This is a genomic window from Pseudomonas sp. QLc11A, assembly GCF_052112305.1.
GTDB lineage: Bacteria > Pseudomonadota > Gammaproteobacteria > Pseudomonadales > Pseudomonadaceae > Aquipseudomonas > Aquipseudomonas laurylsulfatiphila.
In genome coordinates this window covers 50,482-76,721 of sequence record NZ_JAVAJJ010000012.1, presented here as the reverse complement: position 1 = coordinate 76,721, position 26,240 = coordinate 50,482, and the positions used below count along the sequence as shown (strand labels likewise).

28 protein-coding genes and 1 pseudogene are annotated in these 26,240 nt (G+C 59.6%); 21 read left to right on the top strand and 8 right to left on the bottom strand.

The annotated features are described in order from the left end of the window. Positions 1 to 68: 68 nt before the first annotated feature. Together Q8X48_RS18145 and Q8X48_RS18140 are read right to left on the bottom strand one after the other, a co-directional pair. Entirely contained in the window at positions 69 to 410 is a 342-nt protein-coding gene (locus Q8X48_RS18145; protein WP_007970912.1) for a zinc ribbon domain-containing protein YjdM, read from the bottom strand. Positions 411 to 613: 203 nt separating this feature from the next. Next, positions 614 to 1,582: a polyprenyl synthetase family protein gene (locus Q8X48_RS18140; RefSeq protein ID WP_007970914.1), complete on the bottom strand. Its 969-nt coding sequence runs from the start codon at positions 1,580 to 1,582 to the stop codon at positions 614 to 616. A 240-nt stretch (positions 1,583 to 1,822) separates the two neighbouring features. Here Q8X48_RS18140 and rplU point away from each other — a divergent pair, with 240 nt between their 5' ends. The 5 genes from rplU (at position 1,823) to Q8X48_RS18115 (ending at position 5,578) form a co-directional block, all read left to right on the top strand. Beyond that, a complete protein-coding gene (gene rplU / locus Q8X48_RS18135; protein WP_003176051.1) occupies positions 1,823 to 2,137 on the top strand; it encodes a 50S ribosomal protein L21 in 315 nt (104 codons plus the stop codon). A gap of 35 nt (positions 2,138 to 2,172) precedes the next feature. Beyond that, positions 2,173 to 2,430, top strand: a complete 258-nt coding sequence (rpmA, locus tag Q8X48_RS18130; protein WP_003281574.1) for a 50S ribosomal protein L27 — start codon at positions 2,173 to 2,175, stop codon at positions 2,428 to 2,430. Between the two features lie 195 nt (positions 2,431 to 2,625). Next, a complete protein-coding gene (cgtA, locus tag Q8X48_RS18125; RefSeq protein ID WP_007970919.1) occupies positions 2,626 to 3,849 on the top strand; it encodes an Obg family GTPase CgtA in 1,224 nt (407 codons plus the stop codon). Positions 3,850 to 3,982: 133 nt separating this feature from the next. Continuing rightward, positions 3,983 to 5,101 (top strand): glutamate 5-kinase, encoded by a 1,119-nt coding sequence (gene proB, locus Q8X48_RS18120; RefSeq protein ID WP_033047437.1) that lies wholly within the window; start codon positions 3,983 to 3,985, stop codon positions 5,099 to 5,101. Between the two features lie 12 nt (positions 5,102 to 5,113). Continuing rightward, positions 5,114 to 5,578, top strand: a complete 465-nt coding sequence (locus Q8X48_RS18115; RefSeq protein WP_008022496.1) for a CreA family protein — start codon at positions 5,114 to 5,116, stop codon at positions 5,576 to 5,578. Positions 5,579 to 5,759: 181 nt separating this feature from the next. Here the strand turns inward: Q8X48_RS18115 and rpsT are convergent, their stop codons facing one another. After that, positions 5,760 to 6,038 (bottom strand): 30S ribosomal protein S20, encoded by a 279-nt coding sequence (gene rpsT, locus Q8X48_RS18110; RefSeq protein ID WP_007970922.1) that lies wholly within the window; start codon positions 6,036 to 6,038, stop codon positions 5,760 to 5,762. Positions 6,039 to 6,290: 252 nt separating this feature from the next. On the opposite strand from rpsT, the gene murJ reads away from it, so the two are divergent. The 6 genes from murJ (at position 6,291) to ispH (ending at position 13,794) form a co-directional block, all read left to right on the top strand. Beyond that, positions 6,291 to 7,829, top strand: coding sequence for a murein biosynthesis integral membrane protein MurJ (gene murJ / locus Q8X48_RS18105; protein ID WP_407802426.1), 1,539 nt, complete (start codon positions 6,291 to 6,293; stop codon positions 7,827 to 7,829). A 129-nt stretch (positions 7,830 to 7,958) separates the two neighbouring features. Continuing rightward, on the top strand, positions 7,959 to 8,897 hold the full coding sequence (gene ribF, locus Q8X48_RS18100; RefSeq protein ID WP_007970925.1) for a bifunctional riboflavin kinase/FAD synthetase: 939 nt from the start codon (positions 7,959 to 7,961) through the stop codon (positions 8,895 to 8,897). 13 nt (positions 8,898 to 8,910) lie between these two features. Further along, positions 8,911 to 11,742 carry an isoleucine--tRNA ligase gene (gene ileS, locus Q8X48_RS18095; protein WP_007970927.1) on the top strand — a complete coding sequence of 944 codons (2,832 nt, stop codon included), beginning with the start codon at positions 8,911 to 8,913 and terminating at the stop codon, positions 11,740 to 11,742. Next, complete coding sequence (gene lspA, locus Q8X48_RS18090) at positions 11,735 to 12,247, top strand: signal peptidase II (protein WP_007970932.1); 513 nt, start codon at positions 11,735 to 11,737, stop codon at positions 12,245 to 12,247. Before ileS ends, lspA begins: the two co-directional genes overlap by 8 nt. Before the next feature lie 7 nt (positions 12,248 to 12,254). Further along, complete coding sequence (gene fkpB, locus Q8X48_RS18085; protein WP_172435717.1) at positions 12,255 to 12,692, top strand: FKBP-type peptidyl-prolyl cis-trans isomerase; 438 nt, start codon at positions 12,255 to 12,257, stop codon at positions 12,690 to 12,692. Positions 12,693 to 12,846: 154 nt separating this feature from the next. Beyond that, the gene (gene ispH, locus Q8X48_RS18080) at positions 12,847 to 13,794 is read left to right on the top strand and encodes a 4-hydroxy-3-methylbut-2-enyl diphosphate reductase (protein ID WP_015096888.1); all 948 of its coding nucleotides are present in this window, start codon (positions 12,847 to 12,849) and stop codon (positions 13,792 to 13,794) included. Here ispH and Q8X48_RS18075 read toward each other — a convergent pair. Beyond that, positions 13,763 to 14,302, bottom strand: coding sequence for a GspH/FimT family pseudopilin (locus Q8X48_RS18075; protein WP_095965649.1), 540 nt, complete (start codon positions 14,300 to 14,302; stop codon positions 13,763 to 13,765). The genes ispH and Q8X48_RS18075 overlap by 32 nt on opposite strands. A 124-nt stretch (positions 14,303 to 14,426) precedes the next feature. Here Q8X48_RS18075 and Q8X48_RS18070 point away from each other — a divergent pair, with 124 nt between their 5' ends. From Q8X48_RS18070 to thiO, 7 genes are read left to right on the top strand one after another with little or no spacing between them, the layout of a single operon-like run. Then, complete coding sequence (locus Q8X48_RS18070; protein ID WP_407802425.1) at positions 14,427 to 14,900, top strand: GspH/FimT family pseudopilin; 474 nt, start codon at positions 14,427 to 14,429, stop codon at positions 14,898 to 14,900. Beyond that, positions 14,897 to 15,346, top strand: coding sequence for a type IV pilus modification protein PilV (gene pilV / locus Q8X48_RS18065; protein ID WP_015096885.1), 450 nt, complete (start codon positions 14,897 to 14,899; stop codon positions 15,344 to 15,346). The genes Q8X48_RS18070 and pilV overlap by 4 nt, the downstream gene beginning before the upstream one ends. Next, complete coding sequence (locus Q8X48_RS18060; RefSeq protein WP_407802424.1) at positions 15,343 to 16,050, top strand: PilW family protein; 708 nt, start codon at positions 15,343 to 15,345, stop codon at positions 16,048 to 16,050. Before pilV ends, Q8X48_RS18060 begins: the two co-directional genes overlap by 4 nt. A 49-nt stretch (positions 16,051 to 16,099) precedes the next feature. Beyond that, positions 16,100 to 16,540, top strand: a complete 441-nt coding sequence (locus tag Q8X48_RS18055) for a pilus assembly PilX family protein (RefSeq protein ID WP_015096883.1) — start codon at positions 16,100 to 16,102, stop codon at positions 16,538 to 16,540. Continuing rightward, positions 16,527 to 16,940 (top strand): hypothetical protein, encoded by a 414-nt coding sequence (locus Q8X48_RS18050; RefSeq protein ID WP_407802423.1) that lies wholly within the window; start codon positions 16,527 to 16,529, stop codon positions 16,938 to 16,940. The genes Q8X48_RS18055 and Q8X48_RS18050 overlap by 14 nt, the downstream gene beginning before the upstream one ends. A 14-nt stretch (positions 16,941 to 16,954) precedes the next feature. Then, positions 16,955 to 17,356: a type IV pilin protein gene (locus Q8X48_RS18045; RefSeq protein ID WP_007970514.1), complete on the top strand. Its 402-nt coding sequence runs from the start codon at positions 16,955 to 16,957 to the stop codon at positions 17,354 to 17,356. A 56-nt stretch (positions 17,357 to 17,412) separates the two neighbouring features. Then, positions 17,413 to 18,513: a glycine oxidase ThiO gene (gene thiO, locus Q8X48_RS18040; RefSeq protein ID WP_407802422.1), complete on the top strand. Its 1,101-nt coding sequence runs from the start codon at positions 17,413 to 17,415 to the stop codon at positions 18,511 to 18,513. 13 nt (positions 18,514 to 18,526) lie between these two features. On the opposite strand, the gene Q8X48_RS18035 is transcribed toward thiO, so the two are convergent. The 4 genes and pseudogenes from Q8X48_RS18035 to Q8X48_RS18020 all read right to left on the bottom strand — a co-directional run bounded on the left by Q8X48_RS18035 (position 18,527) and on the right by Q8X48_RS18020 (position 21,589). After that, positions 18,527 to 19,864 (bottom strand): sigma-54-dependent transcriptional regulator, encoded by a 1,338-nt coding sequence (locus Q8X48_RS18035; RefSeq protein WP_126047612.1) that lies wholly within the window; start codon positions 19,862 to 19,864, stop codon positions 18,527 to 18,529. Then, positions 19,861 to 20,139: pseudogene (locus Q8X48_RS18030) on the bottom strand (hypothetical protein); the annotation flags it as partial. The pseudogene Q8X48_RS18030 and the gene Q8X48_RS18035, both read right to left, overlap by 4 nt. A 69-nt stretch (positions 20,140 to 20,208) precedes the next feature. Next, positions 20,209 to 20,442 carry a PP0621 family protein gene (locus Q8X48_RS18025; protein ID WP_407802421.1) on the bottom strand — a complete coding sequence of 78 codons (234 nt, stop codon included), beginning with the start codon at positions 20,440 to 20,442 and terminating at the stop codon, positions 20,209 to 20,211. A 124-nt stretch (positions 20,443 to 20,566) separates the two neighbouring features. Further along, positions 20,567 to 21,589, bottom strand: a complete 1,023-nt coding sequence (locus Q8X48_RS18020; protein ID WP_015096879.1) for an outer membrane protein assembly factor BamD — start codon at positions 21,587 to 21,589, stop codon at positions 20,567 to 20,569. A gap of 151 nt (positions 21,590 to 21,740) precedes the next feature. Here Q8X48_RS18020 and rluD point away from each other — a divergent pair, with 151 nt between their 5' ends. The 3 genes from rluD to clpB all read left to right on the top strand — a co-directional run bounded on the left by rluD (position 21,741) and on the right by clpB (position 26,120). After that, positions 21,741 to 22,703: a 23S rRNA pseudouridine(1911/1915/1917) synthase RluD gene (rluD, locus tag Q8X48_RS18015; RefSeq protein WP_007990414.1), complete on the top strand. Its 963-nt coding sequence runs from the start codon at positions 21,741 to 21,743 to the stop codon at positions 22,701 to 22,703. Continuing rightward, entirely contained in the window at positions 22,700 to 23,425 is a 726-nt protein-coding gene (gene pgeF / locus Q8X48_RS18010) for a peptidoglycan editing factor PgeF (RefSeq protein ID WP_126047606.1), read from the top strand. The genes rluD and pgeF overlap by 4 nt, the downstream gene beginning before the upstream one ends. A gap of 130 nt (positions 23,426 to 23,555) precedes the next feature. Continuing rightward, on the top strand, positions 23,556 to 26,120 hold the full coding sequence (gene clpB / locus Q8X48_RS18005; RefSeq protein ID WP_015096877.1) for an ATP-dependent chaperone ClpB: 2,565 nt from the start codon (positions 23,556 to 23,558) through the stop codon (positions 26,118 to 26,120). The last annotated feature ends 120 nt before the right edge of the window (positions 26,121 to 26,240 follow it).

Sequence of the window (26,240 nt, the reverse complement as noted above, 5' to 3'; positions counted from 1 at the left end):
GATTGACCGGGCGAAGCGGGGGGGGGGGGCTCCATCCCGTGCGGGGCGCGGGATGGATAACAGCAGGATCAGACTTTTCTGACGAACTCGGACTTGAGTTTCATCGGGCCGATGCCGTCGATCTTGCAATCGATGTCGTGATCGCCATCGCACAGTCGGATGTTCTTGACCTTGGTGCCGACCTTGACCACCAGGGACGTACCCTTGACCTTGAGGTCCTTGATCACGGTGATGGTATCGCCGTCCTGCAGGACATTGCCGACCGAATCCTTTTTCACTGTGTCATCGGACGCCGCTTCGGCTTCACCGCTGGCGGACCATTCGTGGGCGCACTCGGGGCAGATCAGCTGGGTGCCGTCTTCGTAGGTGTATTCGGAATTGCATTTTGGGCAGGGTGGCAGCGTGCTCACTAAGGCTCCTTGGATTCAGGATCGTTAAAAAGCGCACATTATATAGGGTTTTAGGTGGGAGAGGGCACGGCGCTGGAAAACCTGTGGGGAACATACCTGTGGGAGCGAGCTTGCTCGCGATGGCGTCCTTTCAGTCAACAATAATGTTGAATGTAAGTGCCTAATCGCGAGCAAGCTCGCTCCCACAGGGTTTTGCAGTCTTGTCAGTGCGTGCGGGCTACCGCGAACTCACTCAGTTCAACCAGCGCATCGCGGTATTCGCTGGCGGGCAGCGCTTCGAGGCACTTGATCGCGCGGGCCACATAATCGCGGGCCAGTTGCGCGGTGTACTCCAGCGAACCCGAGGCTTCCACGGCTTCGCGGATGCTTTCCAGATCTTCGATTCCGCCTTTCTGTATCGCCTTGCGCACCAGCGCGGCCTGTTCCGGCGTACCTTCGCGCATGGTGTAGATCAGCGGCAGGGTTGGCTTGCCTTCGGCCAGATCGTCACCGACGTTCTTGCCCAGGGTCTCGGCGTCGCCTTTGTAGTCAAGGAGGTCGTCGACCAGCTGGAAGGCCACCCCCAGGTGATCACCGAATGTACGCAGGGCTTCGGCCTGTTCCGGCGTGGCTTCGCACAGGGCGGCGGCACTGTGGGTCGAGGCTTCGAAGAGCATCGCGGTCTTGCCGCGGATGACTTCCATGTAGGTTTCTTCGGTGGTGCTGGCGTCACGCACCTTCGACAGCTGCAACACTTCGCCTTCGGCGATGATGCGCGTGGCTTGGGAAAGGATCTTCATCACTGGCATGGAACCCAGTTCGACCATCATTTCGAAGGAGCGCGAATACAGGAAGTCACCGACCAGCACGCTTGGCGCGTTGCCCCACATGGCGTTGGCGGTCGAGCGGCCACGGCGCATGCCGGACATGTCGACCACGTCGTCATGCAGCAGGGTGGCGGTGTGCAGGAACTCGATGGTGGCGGCCAACAGGCGCAGTTCGTCGCCTTCACGGCCCAGGGCCTTGCCACACAGCAGCACTAACAAGGGGCGCAGGCGTTTACCGCCGGCCGAGGTGATGTAATCGCCGATTTTCGATACAAGCGGCACCCGCGAAGTCAGCTGCTTCTTGATGATGCCGTCAACGGCGCTAAAATCGTCCGCCACCGCGCGGTAGAAAGCTTGGGGTTGCATCAGCGACAGTCGCTCCAGAAGGGTTGCGCGGCATGCTAGGACCCACGCCAGCAGGTGTCAAGGCGCGATGGACGGCCCCTTGCAAGGCGCTCGTGCCTTGCGTACAATCGCGCACCCTGAACTTCCTGGGCAGCACCTGCCTTACGCAATTGCAAGCGGGCCTTCCAGCCCCATGCAGCCATGCCAGCCAATACCTCTTCTTATAAAGAGCTGGGTGAGCAGGATTATCGGAGAAATACCATGTCTTATGCAGTAATCGTTACTGGCGGCAAGCAGTACAAAGTCGCCCCAGGTGAATACCTGAAGATCGAAAAACTGGAAATCGCTACCGGCGAATCCGTTACCTTTGATCGCGTTCTGTTGGTTGCCAACGGTGACGACGTGAATATCGGCGCTCCAGTTGTTGCTGGCGCTACCGTTGTGGCTGAAGTGATCTCCCAAGGTCGTCACGATAAAGTCCGCATCATCAAGTTCCGTCGCCGTAAGCATCACATGAAGCGTATGGGCCACCGCCAGTGGTACACCGAGATCAAAATCACCGGTATTCAGGCTTAATTTCAGCCTAATTCCTCACTAGGAGAATTGAACTCATGGCACACAAAAAAGCTGGTGGTAGTACCCGTAACGGTCGCGACTCAGAAGCCAAACGCCTTGGCGTGAAGATGTATGGCGGCCAGGCTATCAAAGCAGGCAACATCATCGTGCGTCAGCGCGGTACCCAATTCCACGCTGGTTACGGCGTTGGCATGGGTAAGGATCACACCCTCTTCGCTAAAGTCGAAGGCGTGATCAAGTTCGAAGTAAAAGGCGCCTTCGGTCGTCGTTACGTGAGCGTAGTCGCAGCTTAATTGCGCGATCGCTGGAAAAGCCCTGTCTCGCGACGGGGCTTTTTCGTTTGTGGGGTGAGTCTCTTGCAAAGCTGTTTGTATGGGCTGTCGGCGTACGATGTAGGTGTCGTGGTTTGGGGTCGCTGCGCTCATTTTTGCAAGAGTCTTATGTCTTGATTGTTTTTCGGCTCGTCCGTATGGCGAGAGGCGTTTGTTATGAAGTTTGTTGATGAAGTATCGATTCGAGTAAAGGCCGGTGACGGCGGCAATGGCTGCATGAGTTTCCGTCGCGAAAAGTTCATCGAAAACGGTGGTCCGAACGGTGGTGATGGTGGTGATGGCGGTTCCATCTACATGATGGCCGACGAAAACCTCAATACCCTGGTGGACTACCGTTACACCCGGCACTTCGATGCCGAGCGTGGCTCCAACGGCGGCAGCACCGACTGCACCGGCAAGAAGGGCGAGGATCTGATCCTGCGTGTACCGGTGGGTACTACGGTGATCGACTCGGCCACTCAGGAAGTGATCGGCGACCTGACCAAGGCTGGCCAGAAACTGCTGGTTGCACATGGCGGCTGGCACGGCCTGGGCAACACCCGTTTCAAATCCAGCACCAACCGTGCGCCACGCCAGACTACGCCAGGCAAGCCGGGCGAGCAGCGTGACCTGAAGCTGGAAATGAAAGTGCTGGCGGATGTCGGCCTGCTGGGCTTGCCGAACGCCGGTAAAAGTACCTTTATCCGCTCGGTATCGGCCGCCAAGCCGAAAGTGGCCGACTACCCGTTCACCACGCTGGTGCCGAACCTGGGTGTGGTCAGCGTCGATCGCTGGAAAAGCTTCGTGGTCGCGGACATTCCGGGTCTGATCGAAGGTGCTTCCGATGGCGCGGGCCTGGGGATTCGCTTCCTCAAGCACTTGTCGCGTACTCGCTTGTTGTTGCATCTCGTCGACATGGCGCCGCTGGATGAAACCAGTGCTCCGGACGCCGCTGAAGTCATCGTCAGCGAGCTCACCAAGTTCAGCCCGTCCCTGGCGGAGCGTGATCGCTGGTTGATCCTGAACAAGTGCGACCAGATTCTTGATGAGGAGCACGATGCTCGCGTCAAGGAGATCGTCGATCGCCTGGAGTGGACCGGTCCGGTCTACGTGATCTCGGCAATTGCCAAGCAGAACACCGAGCGCCTGTGCCACGACATCATGCGTTACCTGGAAGATCGTGCCGATCGCTTGGCTAACGATCCTGCCTACAAGGAAGAGCTGGCTGAGCTCGATCAGCGCATCGAAGATGAAGCCCGTGCCCAGTTGCAGGCGCTGGACGACCAGCGTGCACTGCGTCGCAGCGGCGTGAAGTCGGTCCACGACATCGGCGACGATGATTGGGACGAAGAAGATGTGGATGACGAAGACGGTCCGGAAATCATTTACGTGCGTGACTGATTCGTTGCGATAAACTTAAGCGCCGCTCAATCGAGCGGCGTTTTAGTATCTGTAAATCGTTGGTCGCGAATAGCCACGAATAACGTCACGGGCAGTGCCAGGTCGCGCTGTCCTCAAGCTAAGGTTGAAGATGATGCGGAGCAAGGTGACAGGTGCGCAGCGTTGGGTCGTGAAGATCGGCAGCGCTTTGCTGACGGCGGACGGCAAGGGCCTGGATCGCGCGGCAATGGGTGTCTGGGTTGAGCAGATGGTGGCCTTGCATGAGGCGGGTGTCGAGCTGGTGTTGGTGTCCTCCGGGGCGGTGGCGGCCGGTATGAGCCGTTTGGGCTGGACTTCGCGACCCAGTGCGATGCACGAGCTTCAGGCCGCTGCTGCAATCGGCCAGATGGGGCTGGTGCAGGCCTGGGAATCGAGCTTTGCCGAGCACGGCCGGCATACCGCGCAGATTCTCCTGACTCACGACGACCTGTCCGACCGCAAGCGCTACCTGAACGCCCGCAGTACCTTGCGCGCATTGGTCGAGCTCAAGGTCATTCCGGTTATCAACGAGAATGACACCGTGGTCACCGACGAAATCCGTTTCGGCGACAACGACACCCTGGCGGCGCTGGTGGCGAACCTGGTCGAGGCAGACTTGCTGGTGATCCTGACGGATCGCGATGGCATGTTCGACGCCGATCCGCGCAACAATCCGGATGCCCAGCTGATTTACGAAGCGCGTGCCGATGATCCGGCGCTCGATGCAGTGGCGGGCGGTACGGGCGGGGCGCTGGGGCGTGGCGGTATGCAGACCAAGCTGCGTGCGGCGCGTCTGGCGGCCCGTTCCGGCGCTCACACCATTATCGTGGGTGGGCGGCTTGAGCGTGTGCTGGATCGCCTCAAGGCGGGCGAGCGCATCGGTACCTTACTCTCGCCGGAGCGTGGCATGCTGGCGGCGCGCAAGCAGTGGCTGGCCGGTCATCTGCAAACCCGTGGCACCCTGGTGCTGGATGCCGGTGCGGTGACTGCGTTGTCCCAGGGCAACAAGAGCTTGCTGCCGGTCGGGGTCAAATTGGTGCAGGGCAGCTTCCGTCGTGGCGAGATGGTGGTTTGCGTGGCGCCGGACGGTCGTGAGATTGCCCGCGGCCTGGCCAACTACAGTGCGCTGGAAGCACAAAAAATCATTGGTCAGTCGTCCGAGGCGATTGTCGGTCTGCTGGGTTACATGGCGGAACCGGAACTGGTTCACCGCGATAACCTGATCCTGGTCTGAAGGAATACCTGAATGCGCGTGGCAAAAGGATTATTGGGATTGCTGTTGGCGATGCCGCTGTTGGCTTCGGCCGAGGAAATCGGCCAGGTGTCAACGGTGTTCAAGTTCGTCGGGCCAAATGACCGGATCGTGGTCGAGGCCTTTGATGATCCCAAGGTCGATGGTGTGACCTGCTACCTGTCGCGCGCCAAGACGGGTGGGGTAAAGGGTGGTCTTGGATTGGCCGAGGATCGTGCCGAGGCGTCCATCGCCTGCCGGCAGGTCGGGCCGATCAGCTTCAAGGGTGAGCTCAAGGATGGCGACGAGGTATTCAAGGAGCGCACGTCCCTGGTGTTCAAGACCATGCAGGTGGTGCGCTTCCTCGACAAGAAGCGCAATACGCTGGTGTACCTGGTGTACAGCGATCGCTTGATCGAGGGCAGTCCGCAGAATGCGGTGACGGCGATTCCGATTCTGCCGTGGGCGCACGCTCAGTAATTTCACGCAAATCAAACTGTGGGAGCGAGCTTGCTCGCGATAGCGGATATCCAGCCAGCACAAGTGCTGAATGTTAATCCGTCATCGCGAGCAAGCTCGCTCCCACAGTTTTTTATGTGCCCATCAATTCGCAGGCAATAAAAAACCGACCCTGAGGTCGGTTTTTTAATGAGCGTGTCGCTTAGGCAGCAGCGGCAACGTTCAGGGCCTTGACGTGGCCATTCAGGCGGCTCTTATGACGAGCGGCCTTGTTCTTGTGGATGATGCCTTTATCGGCCATACGGTCGATAACTGGCACAGCCAGAACGTAAGCGGCTTGAGCTTTGGCAGCGTCTTTTGCGTCGATGGCCTTAACTACATTCTTGATGTAGGTACGAACCATGGAACGCAGGCTGGCGTTGTGGCTGCGACGCTTCTCAGCCTGTTTTGCACGTTTTTTGGCGGAAGGTGAGTTGGCCACCGTCGAGCTCCTCGAAAGACTTTTTAGGAAATAGCAAACAAAATAGGCCGCGAATCATGCCGATGAGTTGAAGTCTTGTCAAGGGCGCTTGAAACGTTCCGCTAAGTGGTAGGCGTGGTGCGACGGGATATTTCTTTCCGGCGTGTGACCTGTAAACTCGCGAGCTTTGGCTCTGTGCTGTTGCGGCGCGGAGTATCGCACAAGTAGGCGCTTAGTTCGCCTGCTGTTTATCGACAGGCACAAACTCTTTCCATGAATCTGCTCAAATCGTTGGCCGCCGTCAGCTCTATCACGATGCTTTCCCGGATTCTGGGATTTGTCCGAGACACCCTCATCGCGCGCACATTTGGCGCAGGAATGGCGACTGACGCCTTCTTTATCGCCTTCAAATTACCCAATCTGCTGCGGCGAATCTTTGCCGAGGGGGCGTTTTCCCAGGCGTTCGTGCCGATTCTTGCCGAATATAAAAGTCAGCAGGGCGAAGAGGCGACGCGTACCTTCATTGCCTACGTTTCGGGCCTGCTGACGCTGGTACTGGCGCTGGTCACGGTGTTGGGCATGATCGCCGCGCCATGGGTCATCTGGGTCACCGCGCCGGGTTTCACCGACACACCGGAAAAATTCGAACTGACCTCCAGTCTGTTGCGGGTGACCTTTCCCTACATCCTGCTGATTTCCCTGTCGTCGTTGGCCGGTGCGATCCTTAATACCTGGAACAGATTTTCGGTACCGGCCTTCGTGCCGACTCTGCTGAACGTCAGCATGATCATCTTTTCGGTGTTTTTGACCCCGTACTTCGATCCGCCCGTCATGGCGCTCGGCTGGGCGGTACTGGTCGGCGGCCTGGCGCAGTTGCTCTATCAGCTACCGCACCTGAAAAAGATCGGCATGCTCGTACTGCCGCGCCTGAACCTGCGTGACAGCGGTGTGTGGCGCGTCATGAAGCAAATGTTGCCGGCCATTCTCGGTGTCTCGGTGAGCCAGATTTCGCTGATCATCAATACGATCTTCGCGTCTTTCCTGGTTGCCGGTTCCGTGTCGTGGATGTACTACGCCGACCGTTTGATGGAGCTGCCGTCCGGGGTGTTGGGCGTGGCGTTGGGGACGATTTTGCTGCCGACCCTGGCCAAGACCTACGCCAGCAAGGATCGCCACGAATACTCGCGCATCCTCGATTGGGGCCTGCGTCTATGCTTCGTGCTGGTATTGCCTTGCGCCCTGGCGCTGGGGATTCTGGCCGAACCGCTGACGGTTTCCCTGTTCCAGTATGGTCAGTTCGATGCCCATGATGCGGCCATGACCCAGCGTGCGTTGGTCGCCTATTCCGTCGGGTTGCTCGGGATTATCGTGATTAAAGTGCTGGCGCCGGGCTTTTATGCGCAACAAAACATCCGTACGCCGGTGAAAATCGCAATTTTCACGCTGGTCGTCACTCAGCTGTTTAACCTGTTGCTGATTGGTCCTCTGGCTCACGCGGGCCTGGCGCTCGCCATCAGCGCCGGCGCCTGCCTCAATGCGGGGTTGCTCTTCTATCAGCTGCGTAAACAGCAGATGTACCAGCCGCAGCCGGGCTGGGCAAAGTTCGGCTTCAAGCTGGTGATTGCGGTGGCGGTGATGTCTGGCGTGTTGCTGGCCGGGATGCATTTCATGCCAGCCTGGGGTGAGGGGCAGATGCTTGAGCGTTTCCTGCGTCTGGGTGCCTTGGTCGTTGCCGGTGTGGTGGCTTATTTCGGCATGTTAGTGTTGATGGGCTTCCGTTTGCGCGACTTCAATCGCAAGACGCTTGGCTGAGGTTCCGGCCTCGATAAACACGGGCGAGCCGGCGGTTTTGTCGGCTCGATCACTTTGGGTTACGGTGTTACCTGTCGTCGGCCGCCGGGTGTGGTTATAATCGACCACTTTATGAGCAAGAAGCGCGTTATGCAGCTGGTTCGAGGCCTCCACAATCTGCGCCCCCAGCATCGGGGCTGTGTCGCCACTATTGGCAACTTTGACGGTGTACACCGTGGCCACCAGGCTATCCTGGCGCGGCTGCGTGAGCGTGCGCTCGAGTTGGGCGTGCCCAGTTGCGTGGTGATTTTCGAGCCGCAACCGCGCGAGTTCTTCGCTCCGGAGACCGCACCGGCCCGTCTGGCCCGTCTGCGGGACAAGCTGCAATTGTTGGCCGCCGAAGGCGTCGACCGCGTTCTGTGCCTGGCTTTCAACCAGCGCCTGAGCAAACTCAGCGCGAGCGAGTTCGTCGATACCATTCTGGTCGATGGCCTGGGTGTCCAGCACCTGGAGGTCGGTGATGACTTCCGTTTCGGTTGTGACCGCGCGGGAGATTTCGATTTCCTGCTACAAGCCGGCATCCTTCAGGGATTTACCGTCGAAGCGGCGCAAACCGTCGAGCTGGATGGCATCCGGGTCAGCAGCACGCAGGTCCGCAATGCCCTGGCCGCCGCGGATTTCGCCCTGGCCGAACGCCTCCTCGGGCGGCCGTACCGGATCGCCGGTCGCGTATTGCATGGCCAGAAGCTTGCTCGGCAGTTGGGTACGCCCACGGCCAACATACAACTCAAGCGCCGTCGCGTACCGTTTACCGGGGTTTACCTGGTGGATGTCGAGATCGATGGCAAGACCTGGCCCGGCGTCGCCAATATCGGCGTGCGGCCCACGGTTCAAGGTGATGGCAAAGCCCACCTGGAAGTGCATCTTTTAGATTTTGCCGGCGATCTGTATGACCGGCGTTTAACGGTGGTTTTCCACCACAAGCTGCGTGAAGAGCAGCGTTTCGCCTCTCTGGAGGCACTGAAAACGGCGATCAGCGCGGATGTCGCCGCCGCCCGTGCACTAGCCGCACCTAGCGCCCATCGCTAATGAAGAGCCTTAAATGACCGACTATAAAGCCACGCTAAACCTTCCGGACACCGCCTTCCCAATGAAGGCCGGCCTGCCACAGCGCGAACCGCAGATCCTGCAGCGCTGGGACAGTATTGGCCTGTACGGAAAGTTGCGCGAGATTGGCAAGGATCGTCCGAAGTTCGTATTGCACGACGGCCCTCCGTACGCCAACGGCACGATTCACATCGGTCATGCGCTGAACAAGATTCTCAAGGACATGATCATCCGCTCGAAGACCCTGTCGGGCTTCGACGCACCTTATGTCCCGGGCTGGGACTGCCACGGCCTGCCGATCGAGCACAAGGTCGAGGTGACCCACGGCAAGAACCTTGGCGCGGACAAGACCCGCGAACTGTGCCGCGCCTATGCCACCGAGCAGATCGAAGGGCAGAAATCCGAGTTCATCCGTCTGGGCGTGCTGGGCGACTTCGCCAACCCGTACAAGACCATGGACTTCAAGAACGAGGCCGGGGAAATCCGTGCCCTGGCTGAAATCGTCAAGGGCGGTTTCGTGTTCAAGGGCCTGAAGCCCGTGAACTGGTGCTTCGACTGCGGTTCGGCCCTGGCTGAAGCGGAAGTCGAGTACGAGAACAAAAAGTCCTCGACCATCGACGTGGCCTTCCCGATTGCCGACGAAGCCAAGCTGGCCGCCGCCTTCGGTCTGCCTGCCCTGGGCAAGCCGGCCTCGATCGTGATCTGGACCACCACCCCGTGGACCATCCCGGCCAACCAGGCGTTGAACGTCCACCCGGAATTCAACTACGCCCTGGTCGATGTCGGCGACAAGCTGCTGGTGCTGGCTGAAGAGCTGGTCGAGTCGTGCCTGGCGCGCTACTCGCTGGAAGGTTCGGTGATCGCTACCGCTGCTGGTTCGGCGCTGGAACTGATCAACTTCCGTCACCCGTTCTACGACCGCCTGTCGCCGGTATACCTGGCTGACTACGTCGAGCTGGGCGCCGGCACTGGCGTGGTTCACTCCGCACCGGCCTATGGCGTGGACGACTTCGTGACCTGCAAGAAGTACGGCATGGTCAACGACGACATTCTCAACCCGGTACAAAGCAACGGCGTGTACGTGCCTTCGCTGGAGTTCTTCGGCGGCCAGTTCATCTGGAAGGCCAACCCGGCCATCGTCGACAAATTGACCGAAGTCGGTGCGCTGCTGCACACCACCGTCATCGAACACAGCTACATGCACTGCTGGCGCCACAAGACTCCGCTGATCTACCGCGCTACCGCGCAGTGGTTCATCGGCATGGACAAGCAGCCGACCACCGGCGACACCCTGCGCCAGCGCTCGCTCAAGGCCATTGAAGACACCCAGTTCGTCCCGGCCTGGGGCCAGGCGCGCCTGCACTCGATGATCGCCAACCGTCCGGACTGGTGCATCTCCCGTCAGCGTAACTGGGGCGTGCCGATCCCGTTCTTCCTGAACAAGGAAAGCGGCGAACTGCACCCACGCACCGTCGAGCTGATGGAAGAAGTTGCCAAGCGCGTCGAAGTCGAAGGCATCGAAGCCTGGTTCAAGCTGGACGCCGCCGAGCTGCTGGGCGCCGAAGCGCCGCAGTACGACAAGATCAGCGACACCCTGGACGTCTGGTTCGATTCGGGCACCACGCACTGGCACGTCCTGCGCGGTTCGCACCCGATGGGCCACGAAACCGGCCCGCGTGCCGACCTGTACCTGGAAGGCTCGGACCAACACCGCGGCTGGTTCCACTCGTCGCTGCTGACCGGTTGCGCCATCGACAACCACGCGCCGTACCGCGAGCTGCTGACCCACGGCTTCACCGTCGACGAGTCCGGCCGCAAGATGTCCAAGTCCCTGGGCAACGTGATCGCGCCGCAGAAAGTCAACGACACCCTGGGCGCCGACATCATGCGCCTGTGGGTTGCCTCGACCGATTACTCGGGTGAAATGGCCGTTTCCGAGCAGATCCTGCAACGCAGTGCGGACGCCTACCGGCGTATCCGTAACACCGCGCGCTTCCTGCTGTCGAACCTGACCGGTTTCAACCCGGCCACCGACCTGCTGCCGGCCGAAGAAATGCTGGCGCTGGACCGTTGGGCCGTGGATCGCACACTGCTGCTGCAACGCGAGCTGCAAGAACACTACAGTGAATACCGCTTCTGGAACGTGTACTCGAAGATCCACAACTTCTGCGTGCAGGAGTTGGGTGGCTTCTATCTCGACATCATCAAGGATCGCCAGTACACCACCGGCGCCGACAGCAAGGCTCGTCGTTCGTGCCAGACCGCGCTGTTCCACATCTCCGAAGCGCTGGTGCGCTGGATCGCGCCGATCCTGGCGTTCACCGCCGACGAACTGTGGCAGTACCTGCCGGGCGAGCGTAACGAGTCCGTCATGCTCAACACCTGGTACGAAGGCCTGAGCGAACTGCCGGAAGGCTTCGAGCTGGGTCGTGCCTACTGGGACCGCATCATGGAAGTGAAGGTCGCGGTCAACAAGGAGATGGAAATCCAGCGTGCTGCCAAGGCTGTCGGTGGCAACCTGCAAGCCGAAGTGACGCTGTTCGCCGAAGACGCGCTGACTGCCGACCTGGCCAAGCTGAGCAACGAACTGCGTTTCGTGCTGATCACCTCAACTGCCAGCGTTGCACCGTTTGTGAAGGCACCAGAGGACGCGGTCGTTACTGAAGTCAGCGGCCTGAAGCTGAAAATCGTCAAGTCGGCCCACGCCAAATGTGCCCGTTGCTGGCACTGCCGCGAAGACGTCGGCGTGAATCCGGAGCATCCGGAAATCTGCGGTCGTTGCGTGGATAACATCAGCGGCGCTGGCGAGGTCCGTCACTATGCCTAATGCCGTTGGCCGTTTCGGACGGCTGAGCTGGCTCTGGTTGAGTTTGCTGGTACTGGTCATCGACCAGGCCAGCAAGTTCTACTTCGAAGGCAAGCTCCAGATGTACCAGCAGATCGTGATCATCCCCGATTACTTCAGCTGGACCCTGGCCTACAACACTGGCGCGGCGTTCAGCTTCCTGGCTGACAGCTCCGGCTGGCAGCGCTGGTTGTTCGCTTTGATCGCGGTGGTGGTCAGTGCGGTGCTGGTGGTGTGGCTCAAGCGTCTGGGGCGCAACGAAACCTGGCTGGCGGTCGCGCTGGCCCTGGTACTCGGTGGCGCGCTGGGCAACCTGTATGACCGCATTGCCCTGGGCCATGTGATCGATTTCATTCTGGTGCATTGGCAGAACCGCTGGTATTTCCCGGCGTTCAACTTTGCCGACAGTGCAATCACGGTAGGTGCTGTCATGCTGGCACTGGATATGTTCAAAAGTAAAAAGACCGGAGAAACCGTTCATGACTGAACAGGTATTGGCTGAGCAACGCATCGGCCAGAACACGGAAGTCACCTTGCATTTCGCATTGCGCCTGGAGAATGGCGACACGGTGGACAGCACCTTCGACAAAGCCCCTGCGACCTTCAAGGTCGGTGACGGCAACCTGTTGCCGGGTTTCGAAGCAGCCCTGTTCGGTTTCAAGGCCGGTGACAAGCGTACACTGAGCATCGAGCCGGAAAACGCCTTCGGCCAGCCGAACCCGCAAAACGTGCAGATCATTCCGCGCTCGCAGTTTGCAGACATGGAACTGTCGCCGGGTTTGCTGGTGATCTTCAACGATGCGGCCAATACTGAACTGCCGGGCGTGGTGAAAGAGTTCGACGACGCGCAAGTGACCATCGACTTCAACCACCCGCTGGCGGGCAAGACGCTGACCTTTGACGTGGAAATCATTTCCGTCAAAGCGTTGTAAGAAACAAAGCAGACCACTGTGGGAGCGGGCTTGCCCGCGATAGCGGTACATCAGCCGACATCAAAGTTGGCTGTCAGGCCCTCATCGCGGGCAAGCCCGCTTCCACAGGGATTGCAGTGATCCAATATTTCGCGCGCAAGACACGAGGCACAGCATGCAAATCAAACTCGCCAACCCCCGTGGCTTCTGCGCCGGTGTGGACCGGGCGATCGAAATCGTCAACCGCGCCCTGGAAGTCTTCGGGCCGCCGATCTACGTACGCCACGAAGTGGTCCACAACAAATTTGTCGTCGAAGACCTGCGCTCCCGTGGCGCGATCTTTGTCGAAGAGCTGGATCAGGTGCCGGACGACGTCATTGTGATCTTCAGTGCACATGGCGTTTCCCAGGCCGTGCGCAGCGAAGCGGCTGGCCGCGGGCTGAAGGTGTTCGATGCTACGTGCCCGTTGGTGACCAAAGTTCACATCGAAGTGGCGCGTTACAGCCGTGACGGCCGAGAGTGCATTCTCATCGGCCACGCCGGTCACCCGGAAGTCGAAGGCACTATGGGCCAGTACGATGCCAGCAACGGTGGCGCGATCTACCTGGTCGAAGACGAGAAAGATGTCGCGGCGTTGCAGGTGAACAACCCTGAAAAGCTCGCCTTCGTGACCCAGACCACCTTGTCGATGGACGATACCAGTCGCGTTATCGACGCTCTGCGTTCGCGCTTCCCGGCCATCGGTGGACCGCGCAAGGACGACATTTGCTACGCCACGCAAAACCGTCAGGACGCGGTCAAACAATTGGCCGATGAGTGCGACGTGGTGCTGGTAGTCGGCAGTCCGAACAGCTCCAACTCCAATCGCTTGCGCGAGCTGGCAGAGCGCATGTCCACTCCGGCCTACCTGATCGACGGTGCCGAAGACCTGCAAAAGAGCTGGTTCGACGGCGTCGAGCGTATTGGCATCACCGCTGGCGCATCCGCCCCGGAAGTCCTGGTGCGCGGCGTGATCCAGCAGTTGCAGGCCTGGGGTGCCACCGGTGCCGATGAGCTGGCGGGTCGCGAGGAGAACATCACGTTCTCGATGCCTAAAGAACTGCGCGTTCGCTCGTTGCTCTGAATTCAGTCCTTTTTTCGCATAACGCCTGCTCAACCTTGTCGTTGCGCAGGCTGACGCGACCGGTCCGTGCCAACACCACTTGATGTTGGCTTACCGGTTCGCGAACCGCGCAAATGTGTAACGTCCCTCCAATCAGTGCTTCGCCCTGACCTCTGAATCGTATTGAGCTTTCGACCGAACCGTTCCCCGCAATCGACACGCGTGCGCCGCTCTGGCGTTCGGCCAGCAGTGGATTGTCGCTGTCCATCTCCCCTTTGCCGCTGATATCCAGGATCATCCGCCAGCCTTGGCTCCAGTCGCCATTGATGCCGTGAATCACCACGGCCTGGTTGCGGACGATGGCTTCGCTCCGGGCGGTGCGAATACCACTGAAAAGAGCCTGCGCCGCTTGCTGTCTTTGGTTCGACTCGATCAGCGTTGCGAACGCCGGAGTGACCAGAAGCAGAACAATTCCTGTAATTGCCAGTCCCATGAGCAGTTCGATCAGGCTGAAGCCGTGTTGTCGCATGATATTTCCCTCCGTGGCGTGCTGTGGCTCGCGCAATCCGTGCGCGAGAAATGGCAACGCACAGCATCGTTCGAACGTTGTGCTGCGCAACAGCAGGTATAGCCGAAGGAAACAGAAGGGCCCGATGGAGCATCGTACAAAAGGTTTCACGCTGATCGAGTTGCTGGTCGCGCTCGCGATTCTTCTGATCCTGCTGACTATGGCCGTCCCGGCGTTTACCCGCTCGACGCAGACAACCAGGGCTGATACCGAAATCGCGGACCTGAAACGAGCGTTGAATGTTGCCCGGCTCGAAGCCATCGATCGGGGCAATACCACGCGTGTGCGGCCGACAGCCGGCGGGGAGGTCTGGAGTGGGGAGCTGGCGATTTACGACGGTACTGGCGCTTTGGCCAATGTATTGCGGGTTGTTCCGGCGATGAGCAACGGCGCAACTCTGGCGCTAACCTCTGGCGTCACTGCCATCGATTTCAACAGTCTGGGCGGATTGTCATCACCGTCCTCGGAGGTGGTGATCAGCTATGGGCGAGGAGCACAAAGCAGGACGCTGACAGTGTGTTTGAACGGCCGAATTCTATTGGGTGGACGTTGCGGATGAGAGCAGGGATGCAAGGCTCGCAGGAGGGCATGACGCTGGTCGAAGTCCTGGTGGCGTTAGTCATTCTGGGAGTGGGGTTGCTGGGCGCAGCGGCGTTTCAGCTCAATGCGCTGAAGTACACGGACAGCGCGCGCATGACCAGTCAGGCCAGTTTTATCGCCTACGACATGCTGGACCGCATTCGCGCCAATGCCGCTGCGGACTACACCATTGCGCCTCCGGCTTCGGGCAATCCGGACGTTGCCCGGGATCAGGACCTGTTTGACTTCAACGCCAATATTGTCAGCTCGCTCGGTGCATCCGCGACCGGCAGTGTCACTGTCAATCAGCAGGTGTACACCATCACGATCACCTGGGACGACTCACGGGCTGCCAATGCTGCCGACTCTCGGCGCAGCTTTGTCCTGAGCAGCCGGACGGCCATTGATCCGGTGGTGATCCCGTGAGTCGGCGTAGCAGAGGCTTTGGCCTGGTCGAGTTGCTGATCGCCCTGGCATTGAGCCTGATCGTGGTGCTGGGCGTGGTGCAGGTTTTCATCGCGGCCAAGAACACCTATCTCAGTCAGAATGCGGCCGCGAACATGCAGGAGGATGCACGTTTCGTGTTGAGCAAAATGATTAAGGAAATCCGCATGGTCGGGATGTTCGGTTGTCTGGAAACGATCACTGATTCAAGTGAGAAAGGTGATTTCCATGCCAGTCGCACAACGCCGATCCGTTGGGACAATGGCAGTCGCAGTTTGACGCTGGTTATGGCGGATGTCGGCGGTAATGGCGACAAACCGGACTGGACCGTGCTTTCCGATTGTCGAAACAGTTCGACGGCCTACAGCGAAGGCCGGTCGCCAGCGGCAGGGCAGCAGGCATTTCCGATCCGGCGTCTGACTTACCGCTTCAGCAACAACCAACTGCTCATGCAGGGCGGGGCCGCAGCACCCCAGGTATTGGTGGATAACGTCCGCGCTTTCGACGTGAGCTTCGGCTTGGCCAGCACGGCCACTGATCTGGCTGCATCCCGCTACAGCAGCAACCCGCCGGACCCCGCGCTGATTCGTAGCGTACGCCTGAGCCTGACCCTCACCGATCCGAGTCGCCGGGTGAGCGATCAAACCTTCAACGTGGTTGCCGCTCTGCGCAACCGCTTGCCATGAGGAGATACCATTGAGTCGTTCTCCCGAGACGTATTACACCCAGCGCGGCATGGCGCTGCTGGTCAGTCTGGTGTTCTTGCTCTTGCTGACGCTGATTGGTCTTTCCTCGATGCAGAGTGCGACCCTGCAGGAAAAAATGGCCGGTAGCGTCGCCTTGCACAACCAGTCGTTCCAGAGCGCCGAGGCAGCATTGCGGGTGGGCGAGAGTGGAGTGCAACGGGACAGTTATGCGCTACCTGTTTGCAGCGGCATCGTTCAATGTGCACCACCGTCCGAGTCCTCGACCATTACCGCAGCCGGCTTCAACGCCACTTCCGGAGTGACCTGGATTGCATCGGGCAAGGGTTTTTATGGCGTGCAAAACATCGGTGTCAGCAAGAAGGCGGTGAATGTGCCAATCAATACCCCGGCGACCTTGTATCGGGTAACGGCAGTCGGCATCGCGGGGCATTCGCGCAGTGTGGTGGAGAGTATCTATGCGAAGTACTGAGCGACCAGTCAGGTTATGGTCACACCTGCTCGGCGTCGTTGTCGCGCTTGACCTGTCGATGTCGGCGCATGCAGCCACGCCATCGGATTCGCCAGCGCTGAACCGGCCAACCTGTCTGTCGAATGGTAACTGGTACGGTTTCTATCATGGCAATCAGGGCTTGCAAGCAGTCTGCCTGAAGCTGCCCGAAGCGATCAGCGTTAAGATGCTCGACAGCAACGCCGATGGAGTGGTCGACAACATCGACACGCTGTCTGATGGCGTAATCTTTGTCGGAGAGCATTCGACCCAGGACGCCGGTGATAATGGCGGGGGCGTGAACGATTCCACTGGCGACGATACGCCGGGGATGGAAAAATCCGGCGGCAGCCGTCGCATCATGTGGCGACAAATACAGTAAGTGAGAGTTGAGGCATGCGTAGTTCCAACCGCGGTTTTACCCTGATCGAAATCATGATCGTGATTGCGATCATCGGGATTGTCATGACTATTGCCGCCCCGAGTTTCACCGAGTACCTGAACAAGGGCCGTCGCGCGGAAGTCGCTGGTCTGCTTTCGGAGCAGGCGCAGCTGCTGGAGCGCTTCTACTCGCAGAAAAATGTCTACACCGATGCGACGGGCCTCAGCGCCGGCAATGACTACTACAGCATCACTCCAGCCCTGACCGACCAGACTTTTCTGCTGACGGCGGTACGCAAGGCCGGCTCAAGCATGGCCACTGACAAATGCGGTGATCTGACCATCACCAACACCGGTGTACTGGGTATGGTCAATGCGAAGTCCGGCCTGACCAGCAAAGATTGCTGGGGGCGCTGAGTTTCTTTTTCGGGTGCCTTTTGCACCCTCTGTCTATTTAACGATTGGATCAGAACATGACCAGGCAACAGCAAGTGGTGATTGTCGGCGGTGGGGTGATTGGCTTGCTGACGGCCTTCAATCTCGCCTCCGAAGTGCAAAGCGTTGTGCTGCTGGATCGCTCGAACGTCGGTCAGGAGTCGTCCTGGGCTGGTGGCGGCATCGTTTCGCCGCTTTACCCGTGGCGCTACAGCCCGGCGGTCACCGCGCTGGCTCACTGGTCCCAGGACTTTTATCCACAACTGGGCGAGCGCTTGTTTGCCGCCACCGGTGTTGATCCTGAAGTGCATACCACCGGTCTGTATTGGCTGGATCTGGATGACGAGGCCCAAGCGCTGGCATGGGCCGCCCGGGAACATCGTCCGTTGAGTGCCGTGGATATCTCGGCGGCACACGACGCCGTGCCAGTGCTGGGCAGCGGTTTTTCCCGGGCGATCTACATGGCCGACGTCGCCAACGTGCGTAACCCGCGTCTGGTGAAGTCGCTCAAGGTCGCGTTGCTGGCGCTGCCGAACGTGACGATCCATGAGCAGTGCGAAGTCAGCGGGTTTGTTCGTGACGGCAACAAAGTGGTCGGCGTGCAGACCGCCACAGGTGCTGTTCTCGGCGATCAAGTCGTCCTGACGGCGGGGGCCTGGAGCGGTGAGTTGCTCAAGCGTCTTGATCTGACGCTGCCGGTCGAGCCGGTGAAAGGGCAGATGATTCTCTACAAGTGCGCGGCGGACTTCCTGCCAAGCATGGTCCTGGCCAAGGGCCGTTATGCGATTCCCCGGCGCGACGGACACATACTGATCGGCAGTACGCTGGAGCATGAAGGTTTTGACAAGACACCGACCGGGGCGGCACTGGAGAGCCTGAAAGCGTCGGCGGTGGAATTGATCCCGGCACTGGCCGATGCCGAAGTGGTGGGGCACTGGGCCGGATTGCGCCCGGGATCACCCGAGGGCATTCCCTATATCGGCCCGGTGCCGGGGTTTGACGGGCTCTGGCTCAACTGTGGGCATTACCGTAACGGACTGGTGTTGGCGCCGGCGTCATGTCAGTTGTTTGCCGATGTGATGCTGGGCCGTACGCCGATTATCGATCCGACGCCTTATGCGCCTGCTGGAAGACTGTGATCTGTTTAAAGTCTCAATCCAGTCCCAATTTCTTGAGCCTGTAACGCATCGACCTGAATGACAGATTCAACCGCTGAGCCGCCGCCGTGCGGTTCCAGCGGGTTTCCTCCAGGGCCTGGAGCAGCAGTTGGCGCTCGACGTTTTCCAGATAGGTGTCCAGATTGTCTATCCGGGACAGGTCCGGCATTCCACTTTCAGCTGCGCAATTGCCTTCAGCCAGGCGCAGGTCATTGGCTTCGATCTGATTGTCCTCGCACAAGGTGTGAGCCCGTTCGAGCATATTTTCCAGTTCCCGCACATTGCCCGGGAAGCGATAGCTTTTCAGCGCATCGAGGGCTTGGGGGTGGAGTCTGGCTGCCGGTTGACCCGTATCGGCGGCCAGGCGCTTGAGTATGTGGCTGGTCAGCATCTCGATGTCATCGCGACGCTCGCGCAAGGGCGGCACCCGCAGTTCAATCACATTCAAACGGTAGTAAAGGTCATGCCGAAATCGCCCGGCGGCGACTTCGGCGCCAAGGTCCTTGTGTGTAGCGCAGAGAATGCGCACATCCACCGCCACTTCCTGCTGCCCACCGACGCTGCGTACGGCTTTCTCCTGAATGGCGCGTAGCAGTTTGACCTGCATTGCCAGCGGCAGGTCAGCCACTTCGTCCAGGAGCAGGGTGCCGCCGTGAGCTGTCTGGAACAGACCGGGTTTATCTTCGATGGCGCCGCTGAAGCTGCCTTTGCGATGGCCGAAAAACTCGCTCTCCAGCAGTTCCGAGGGAATCGCCGCGCAGTTGATCGCAATGAACGGCTGCTTGGCGCGGGGGCTTTGATCATGGATCAGGCGCGCGACCAATTCCTTGCCACTGCCGGATTCTCCGCTGATGTATACCGTCGCATGACTGTTGGCCAGTTTGGTGATGTGCTTGCGCAGGTTGCGCATGGGTAATGAGTCGCCCAGCAAACGGCGATCGATGTCGACTCCGCGGGCAGGAAGCAGCAGGGCGCTGGTGACCAGTTCACGCAGGCGCGTTAGGTCCACCGGTTTGGTCAGGAAGTCGAATGCTCCGGCCTTGAGCACATTGATAGCGGTTTCGAGACTGGCATAGGCGGTGATCATCGCCACCTGGACCTGAGGGTGACGTTGCTGGATGTGCTGCACCAATTCCAGGCCGGTGCCATCCGGCAATTGCATGTCGGTCAGGCAGAGATCGAATGTTTCGCTTTTCAGCAGCGATTGCGCTTCGACGACATTTCGGGCGTTGAACGTCTCCAGTTTCATCCTTCCCAGGGTGATTTCCAGGAGTTCGCGTATGTCTGGTTCGTCATCGACGATCAAGACTTTTTGTCGTGGTCTCGTGTTCAAACTGGGTTCCGTCCGTGAGCAAAGGTCATGCAAAAGCAGCCGCTTTCCTGGCGTGCCTTGAAGTCTAGGCGGGACGGAGTGCTTTCGCCCGGCTGGCCGGACAGATAAAGCCCCAGGCCCCTGATAGACGGGGCGGGGGCTTCGGGATGGAGTATTTCCAGTGATTTCAGGTCAAGCCATGGCGGCGACATTTGCGCGCGGCGCTGCAGGTACAGGACGTTTTCGATTACCCGGTTCATTCGCAGAGAGAGGTCTTGAATAATCTGTGTCAGACGTCACTCGATGCCTTTCAGTTCCTTGGGTGCCAGCGATAGTCCTCGATCGGTTGCCAAATCGGGAGAGTGTCAGCGGTCGCTGGAGTCCTTGTCCTGCTCGAGATGAGCCTGGCTGCAATACCACCGCTGGTCGAGGCTCAGCGCGCGGTCACGGGGCAGGTGAACACCGCAATGGGCGCAGCGGACCATGGGCGCCGCATCCCGTTCGGCAGGGGGGCTGGGGGTGGATGCCTGACCCTTGAACTTGCGCCAGAACCATACGGCAGCGGCAATCAGGGCAATCCAGAACAATATACGAAGCATGGTGAGCTGCTTTTCGACTGATGATCCGGCAGTTTAGCCAAGGACCTGACAGGCGCACAGTGTAATAAAGCACTGAAATAAAAAAGGGAGACCCGAGAGTCTCCCTTTTGCACAGCGCGAGGTGTCAGTCGAACACGCCCAGGGTCATGTAGCTGAACCACGAGCGGTCGCTGTTGTTGCCTTCCGCTTCGTGATTTTCTTCTTCGATCACGTCGCCATTGTCGTCTTTAGGCTTGAGTTCGGATGGAATCGCGTCCTTGGCGTCCTGGAACTGCTTCTGTACATCCTGATTGGCGCGGGTTTCGCCCGGTGGCAGCGGCGGACGGGATTCGATCAGGCCCAGGGTCGCCTTGCTCAGCCACGAACGGTTGTCGGCTTCGGCCACGGTCGGCACGAACTGGCCGTCTACCAGCGTCGGGTGGTTCGGGTAGTTGAGCTTCAGGGTTTCCAGGCTGGTGGCAGCCAGTTCGTCCAGGTGCAGGCGCTGATAGGCCTCGGTCATCACTGCCAGGCCGTCGCCGACCGAAGGGGTTTCCTGGAAGTTTTCCACCACGTAACGACCGCGGTTTGCCGCCGCGACATAGGCCTGACGGGTCAGGTAGTAGTCGGCTACGTGAATTTCGTAGGCCGCCAGCAGGTTGCGCAGATAGATCATGCGCTGCTTGGCATCCGGTGCGTAACGGCTGTTCGGGAAGCGGCTGGTCAGCTGGGCGAACTCGTTATAGGAGTCGCGGGCGGCGCCCGGGTCACGCTTGGTCATGTCCAGCGGCAGGAAACGCGCCAGCAGGCCGACGTCCTGGTCGAAAGAAGTCAGACCCTTGAGGTAGTAGGCATAATCGACGTTCGGATGCTGTGGGTGCAGACGAATGAAGCGCTCAGCCGCGGACTTGGCCGCTTCCGGCTCGGTGTTCTTGTAGTTGGCGTAGATGAGCTCGAGTTGCGCCTGGTCGGCATAGCGACCGAACGGATAACGCGACTCCAGAGCCTTCAGCTTGGCGATGGCGGAGGTGTAGCTACTGTTGTCCAGGTCATTTTGAGCCTGTTGGTACAGCTCGACTTCACTGAGGTTTTCGTCTACGACTTCCTTCGATGAGCAAGCAGCGGTCAATGCGAGGATGGCGATCAGCAGCAGGTGTTTCACTTGCATGGCGGCTTGCGTCCCTATGACGGCCGCTGTCTTGGGCGTGGCCGTCCTGTTATGATGAGCGCCCCGTTGAAAAGCCTCGGGGCAAAAGACGCCGTATTTAACCACAAGCGCGCAGCCGAAACCAAAGGCTGTGCCGACGCCTAGTCTGAGCATGTCCGATAAAATTGAACTTCGCGCAGAGGTGCCGTCCGAATTGGGCGGCCAACGCCTCGATCAAGTCGCCGCACAATTATTCGCTGAGCACTCGCGCTCGCGCCTTTCCGCCTGGATCAAAGACGGCCGCCTGACTGTGGATGGGGCGGTTATCCGCCCGCGAGACATCGTCCATGGTGGCGCCATCCTTGAGTTGACTGCCGAGCAGGAAGCTCAGGGCGAATGGGTCGCTCAAGACATAGCCCTGGACATCGTCTACGAAGACGACGACATCCTGGTGATCAACAAGCCTGCGGGCCTGGTGGTGCACCCGGCTGCCGGTCATGCCGACGGCACCTTGCTCAACGCCTTGCTGCACCACGTGCCGGACATCATCAATGTGCCCCGCGCCGGTATCGTGCATCGCCTGGACAAGGACACCACCGGTCTGATGGTGGTGGCCAAGACCATTCAAGCGCAGACGCAGCTGGTGACACAGTTGCAGAGCCGCAGCGTCAGCCGGATCTACGAGTGCATCGTGATCGGTGTGGTGACAGCCGGCGGCAAGATCAACGCGCCGATCGGTCGTCACGGCCAGCAACGCCAGCGCATGGCCGTGATGGAAGGTGGCAAGCAAGCCGTCAGCCATTACCGCGTGCTTGAGCGCTTCCGCTCCCACACTCACGTGCGGGTGAAGCTGGAAACCGGTCGTACGCACCAGATTCGCGTGCACATGGCGCACATCAACTACCCGTTAGTCGGAGATCCCGCCTACGGCGGTCGTTTCCGAATTCCGCCGGCCGCCAACCCGACCATGGTCGAGTCGCTGAAGAACTTCCCGCGTCAGGCGCTGCATGCGCGTTTCCTGGAACTGGATCATCCGACCACCGGTAAGCGCATGAGCTGGGAATCGCCGTTGCCGGAAGACTTCGTCTGGCTGTTGACCCTGCTCAAGCAAGACCGCGAGGCGTTCATCGGATGAGTGACTGGCTGATTCCTGACTGGCCCGCGCCGGCCGGGGTCAAAGCCTGTGTGACCACCCGTGCGGGCGGCGTCAGTGTGGCGCCGTTCGACAGCCTCAACCTCGGCGATCACGTCGACGACAGCCCCGAAGCGGTTGCCGAGAATCGCCGTCGTTTGACCGATCATTTCTCCATTCAACCGGCCTGGCTGCAGCAGGTCCACGGCATTGTCGTGGCTCATGCCGATCCGGGGCGGGTGGATACAGCTGATGCCAGCTGGACATCAACGCCGGGTGTCGCCTGCGCAGCGATGACTGCGGACTGCCTGCCTGCACTGTTTTGCGACCGTGCCGGGACGCGTGTCGCGGCAGCCCATGCCGGTTGGCGCGGGTTGGCGGCAGGCGTGCTGGAAGCGACGCTCGATACGCTGGACGTTGCGCCCGAAGACGTATTGGTCTGGCTCGGCCCGGCCATCGGCCCGCAAGCCTTTGAAGTCGGCCCGGAAGTGCGCGAGACCTTTGTGCAGCAATTGCCGCAAGCGGCTGAGGCATTTGTGCCGAGCCAAAACCCCGGCAAGTTCATGGCCGACATCTATAGGCTGGCGCGCTTGCGTCTGGCCGCTCGCGGTGTCACCGCCGTTTATGGTGGCGGGTTCTGCACCGTAACCGATCCGCGCTTCTTTTCTTACCGCCGTGCGCCTCGCACTGGTCGGTTTGCCTCCTTGGTTTGGCTCGAACGCTAGACTTGTCTGATCTGCATCAACGTCACGACGCTTGAAACTCCCAGAATCGACCGCATCTATTGTGATATCTGGCAGGTTTCTTCATTCAGGATGTTTTATAGGTCCGGCCTGCTCAAAAGGAAGGTGACCCATGCGTATAGACCGTTTAACCAGCAAATTGCAGTTAGCGTTGTCCGATGCCCAATCCTTGGCAGTCGGCCACGATCATCCGGCCATTGAACCGGCGCACTTGATGCAGGCCTTGCTCGAGCAGCAGGGCGGCTCGATTAAGCCCCTGTTGATGCAGGTGGGCTTCGACGTCAACAGCCTGCGTAAAGAGCTGACCAAAGAGCTCGACCAGCTACCGAAAATCCAGAACCCGACCGGCGATGTGAATATGTCGCAGGATCTGGCGCGCCTGCTCAACCAGGCCGATCGTCTGGCGCAGCAGAAAGGCGACCAGTTCATCTCCAGCGAGCTTGTGCTGCTTGCCGCCATGGACGAGAACAGCAAGCTCGGCAAGCTGTTGCTCGGTCAGGGCGTGAGCAAGAAAGCCCTGGAAAACGCGATCAACAACCTGCGTGGTGGCGAGGCCGTGAACGACCCGAACCACGAGGAAGCACGCCAGGCCCTGGACAAGTACACCGTCGACCTGACCAAGCGCGCCGAAGACGGCAAGCTCGATCCGGTGATCGGCCGTGACGACGAAATTCGCCGGACCATCCAGGTGCTGCAACGTCGTACCAAGAACAACCCGGTGCTGATCGGTGAGCCTGGCGTGGGTAAAACCGCCATCGCCGAAGGCCTGGCCCAGCGCATCATCAATGGCGAAGTGCCGGATGGCCTCAAGGGCAAGCGTCTGTTGTCCCTGGACATGGGGGCGCTGATTGCCGGTGCGAAGTATCGTGGTGAGTTCGAAGAGCGCCTGAAATCCCTGCTCAATGAACTGTCGAAGCAGGAAGGGCAGATCATCCTGTTCATCGACGAACTGCACACCATGGTCGGCGCCGGTAAAGGCGAAGGCTCGATGGATGCGGGCAACATGCTCAAGCCGGCCCTGGCCCGCGGTGAGTTGCACTGCGTGGGCGCCACCACGCTGAACGAATACCGCCAATACATAGAGAAGGACGCCGCTCTCGAGCGACGTTTCCAGAAAGTGCTGGTGGACGAGCCGAGCGAAGAAGACACCATCGCCATCCTGCGTGGCCTCAAAGAGCGTTATGAGGTTCACCACAAGGTGGCCATCACTGACGGCGCGATCATTGCGGCGGCCAAGCTCAGTCATCGCTACATCACTGACCGGCAGTTGCCGGACAAGGCCATCGACCTGATCGACGAAGCCGCCAGCCGCATCCGCATGGAGATCGACTCCAAGCCCGAAGTGCTGGACCGTCTGGAGCGTCGCCTGATTCAGCTGAAGGTGGAATCCCAGGCGCTGAAGAAAGAAAGCGACGACGCGGCGAAGAAGCGTCTGGAAAAATTGCAGGAAGAAATCGCTCGTCATGAGCGTGAGTACTCGGATCTCGAAGAAATCTGGAACTCGGAGAAAGCCGAAGTCCAGGGTTCTGCGCAGATCCAGCAGAAAATCGAACAGTCCCGTCAGGAGCTGGAGGCAGCCCGCCGCAAAGGCGACCTGAACCGCATGGCCGAATTGCAGTACGGGGTGATCCCGGACCTGGAGCGCAGCCTGCAAATGGTCGATCAGCATGGAAAAGCCGAAAACCAGTTGCTGCGCAGCAAGGTGACTGAAGAAGAGATCGCCGAAGTCGTGTCGAAGTGGACCGGTATTCCGGTGTCGAAAATGCTCGAAGGCGAGCGCGACAAGCTGATGAAGATGGAAAGCCTGTTGCACCAGCGTGTGATCGGCCAGGATGAAGCGGTGGTGGCCGTTTCCAACGCGGTGCGGCGTTCGCGCGCCGGGTTGTCCGACCCGAATCGTCCGAGTGGTTCGTTCATGTTCCTCGGCCCGACCGGTGTCGGTAAAACCGAGCTGTGCAAGGCGTTGGCCGAATTCCTCTTTGATACCGAAGAGGCGATGGTGCGGATCGACATGTCCGAGTTCATGGAGAAACACTCCGTGGCTCGCCTGATCGGTGCGCCACCGGGCTACGTGGGGTATGAAGAGGGCGGTTACCTGACCGAGGCTGTACGTCGCAAGCCGTATTCGGTGATCCTCATGGACGAAGTCGAGAAGGCGCACCCGGATGTGTTCAACATCTTGCTGCAAGTGCTCGAAGACGGCCGTTTGACCGACAGCCATGGCCGCACGGTGGATTTCAAGAACACTGTGATTGTCATGACCTCCAACCTGGGGTCAGTGCAGATCCAGGAACTGGTCGGTGACCGTGAGGCGCAGCGCGCGGCGGTGATGGATGCGATTTCCAGCCACTTCCGGCCGGAGTTCATCAACCGGGTCGATGAAGTGGTAATTTTCGAGCCGTTGGCGCGGGATCAGATCGCCGGCATTACCGAGATCCAGTTGGGCCGTCTGCGTAGCCGCCTGACCGAGCGCGAGCTGAAGCTTGAGCTCAGCCCTGAAGCCATGGACAAGCTGATCGCGGTCGGTTACGACCCGGTGTACGGCGCACGGCCGCTCAAGCGCGCGATCCAGCGCTGGATCGAGAACCCGCTGGCGCAGTTGATTCTGTCTGGTCGATTCATGCCGGGCGATACCGCTCACGGTGTGGTGGAAAACGACGAAATCGTCTTTGTCTGATCCTTAACGGCAACAAAATCGAAAAGGCCTCGCATAACGAGGCCTTTTTTTCGTTAGGCTGTTGAACTCAAAGGAAAAGGCTTGTAAAGTGCGCCCCGCAGTCAGTCACCCGCCAGGGTT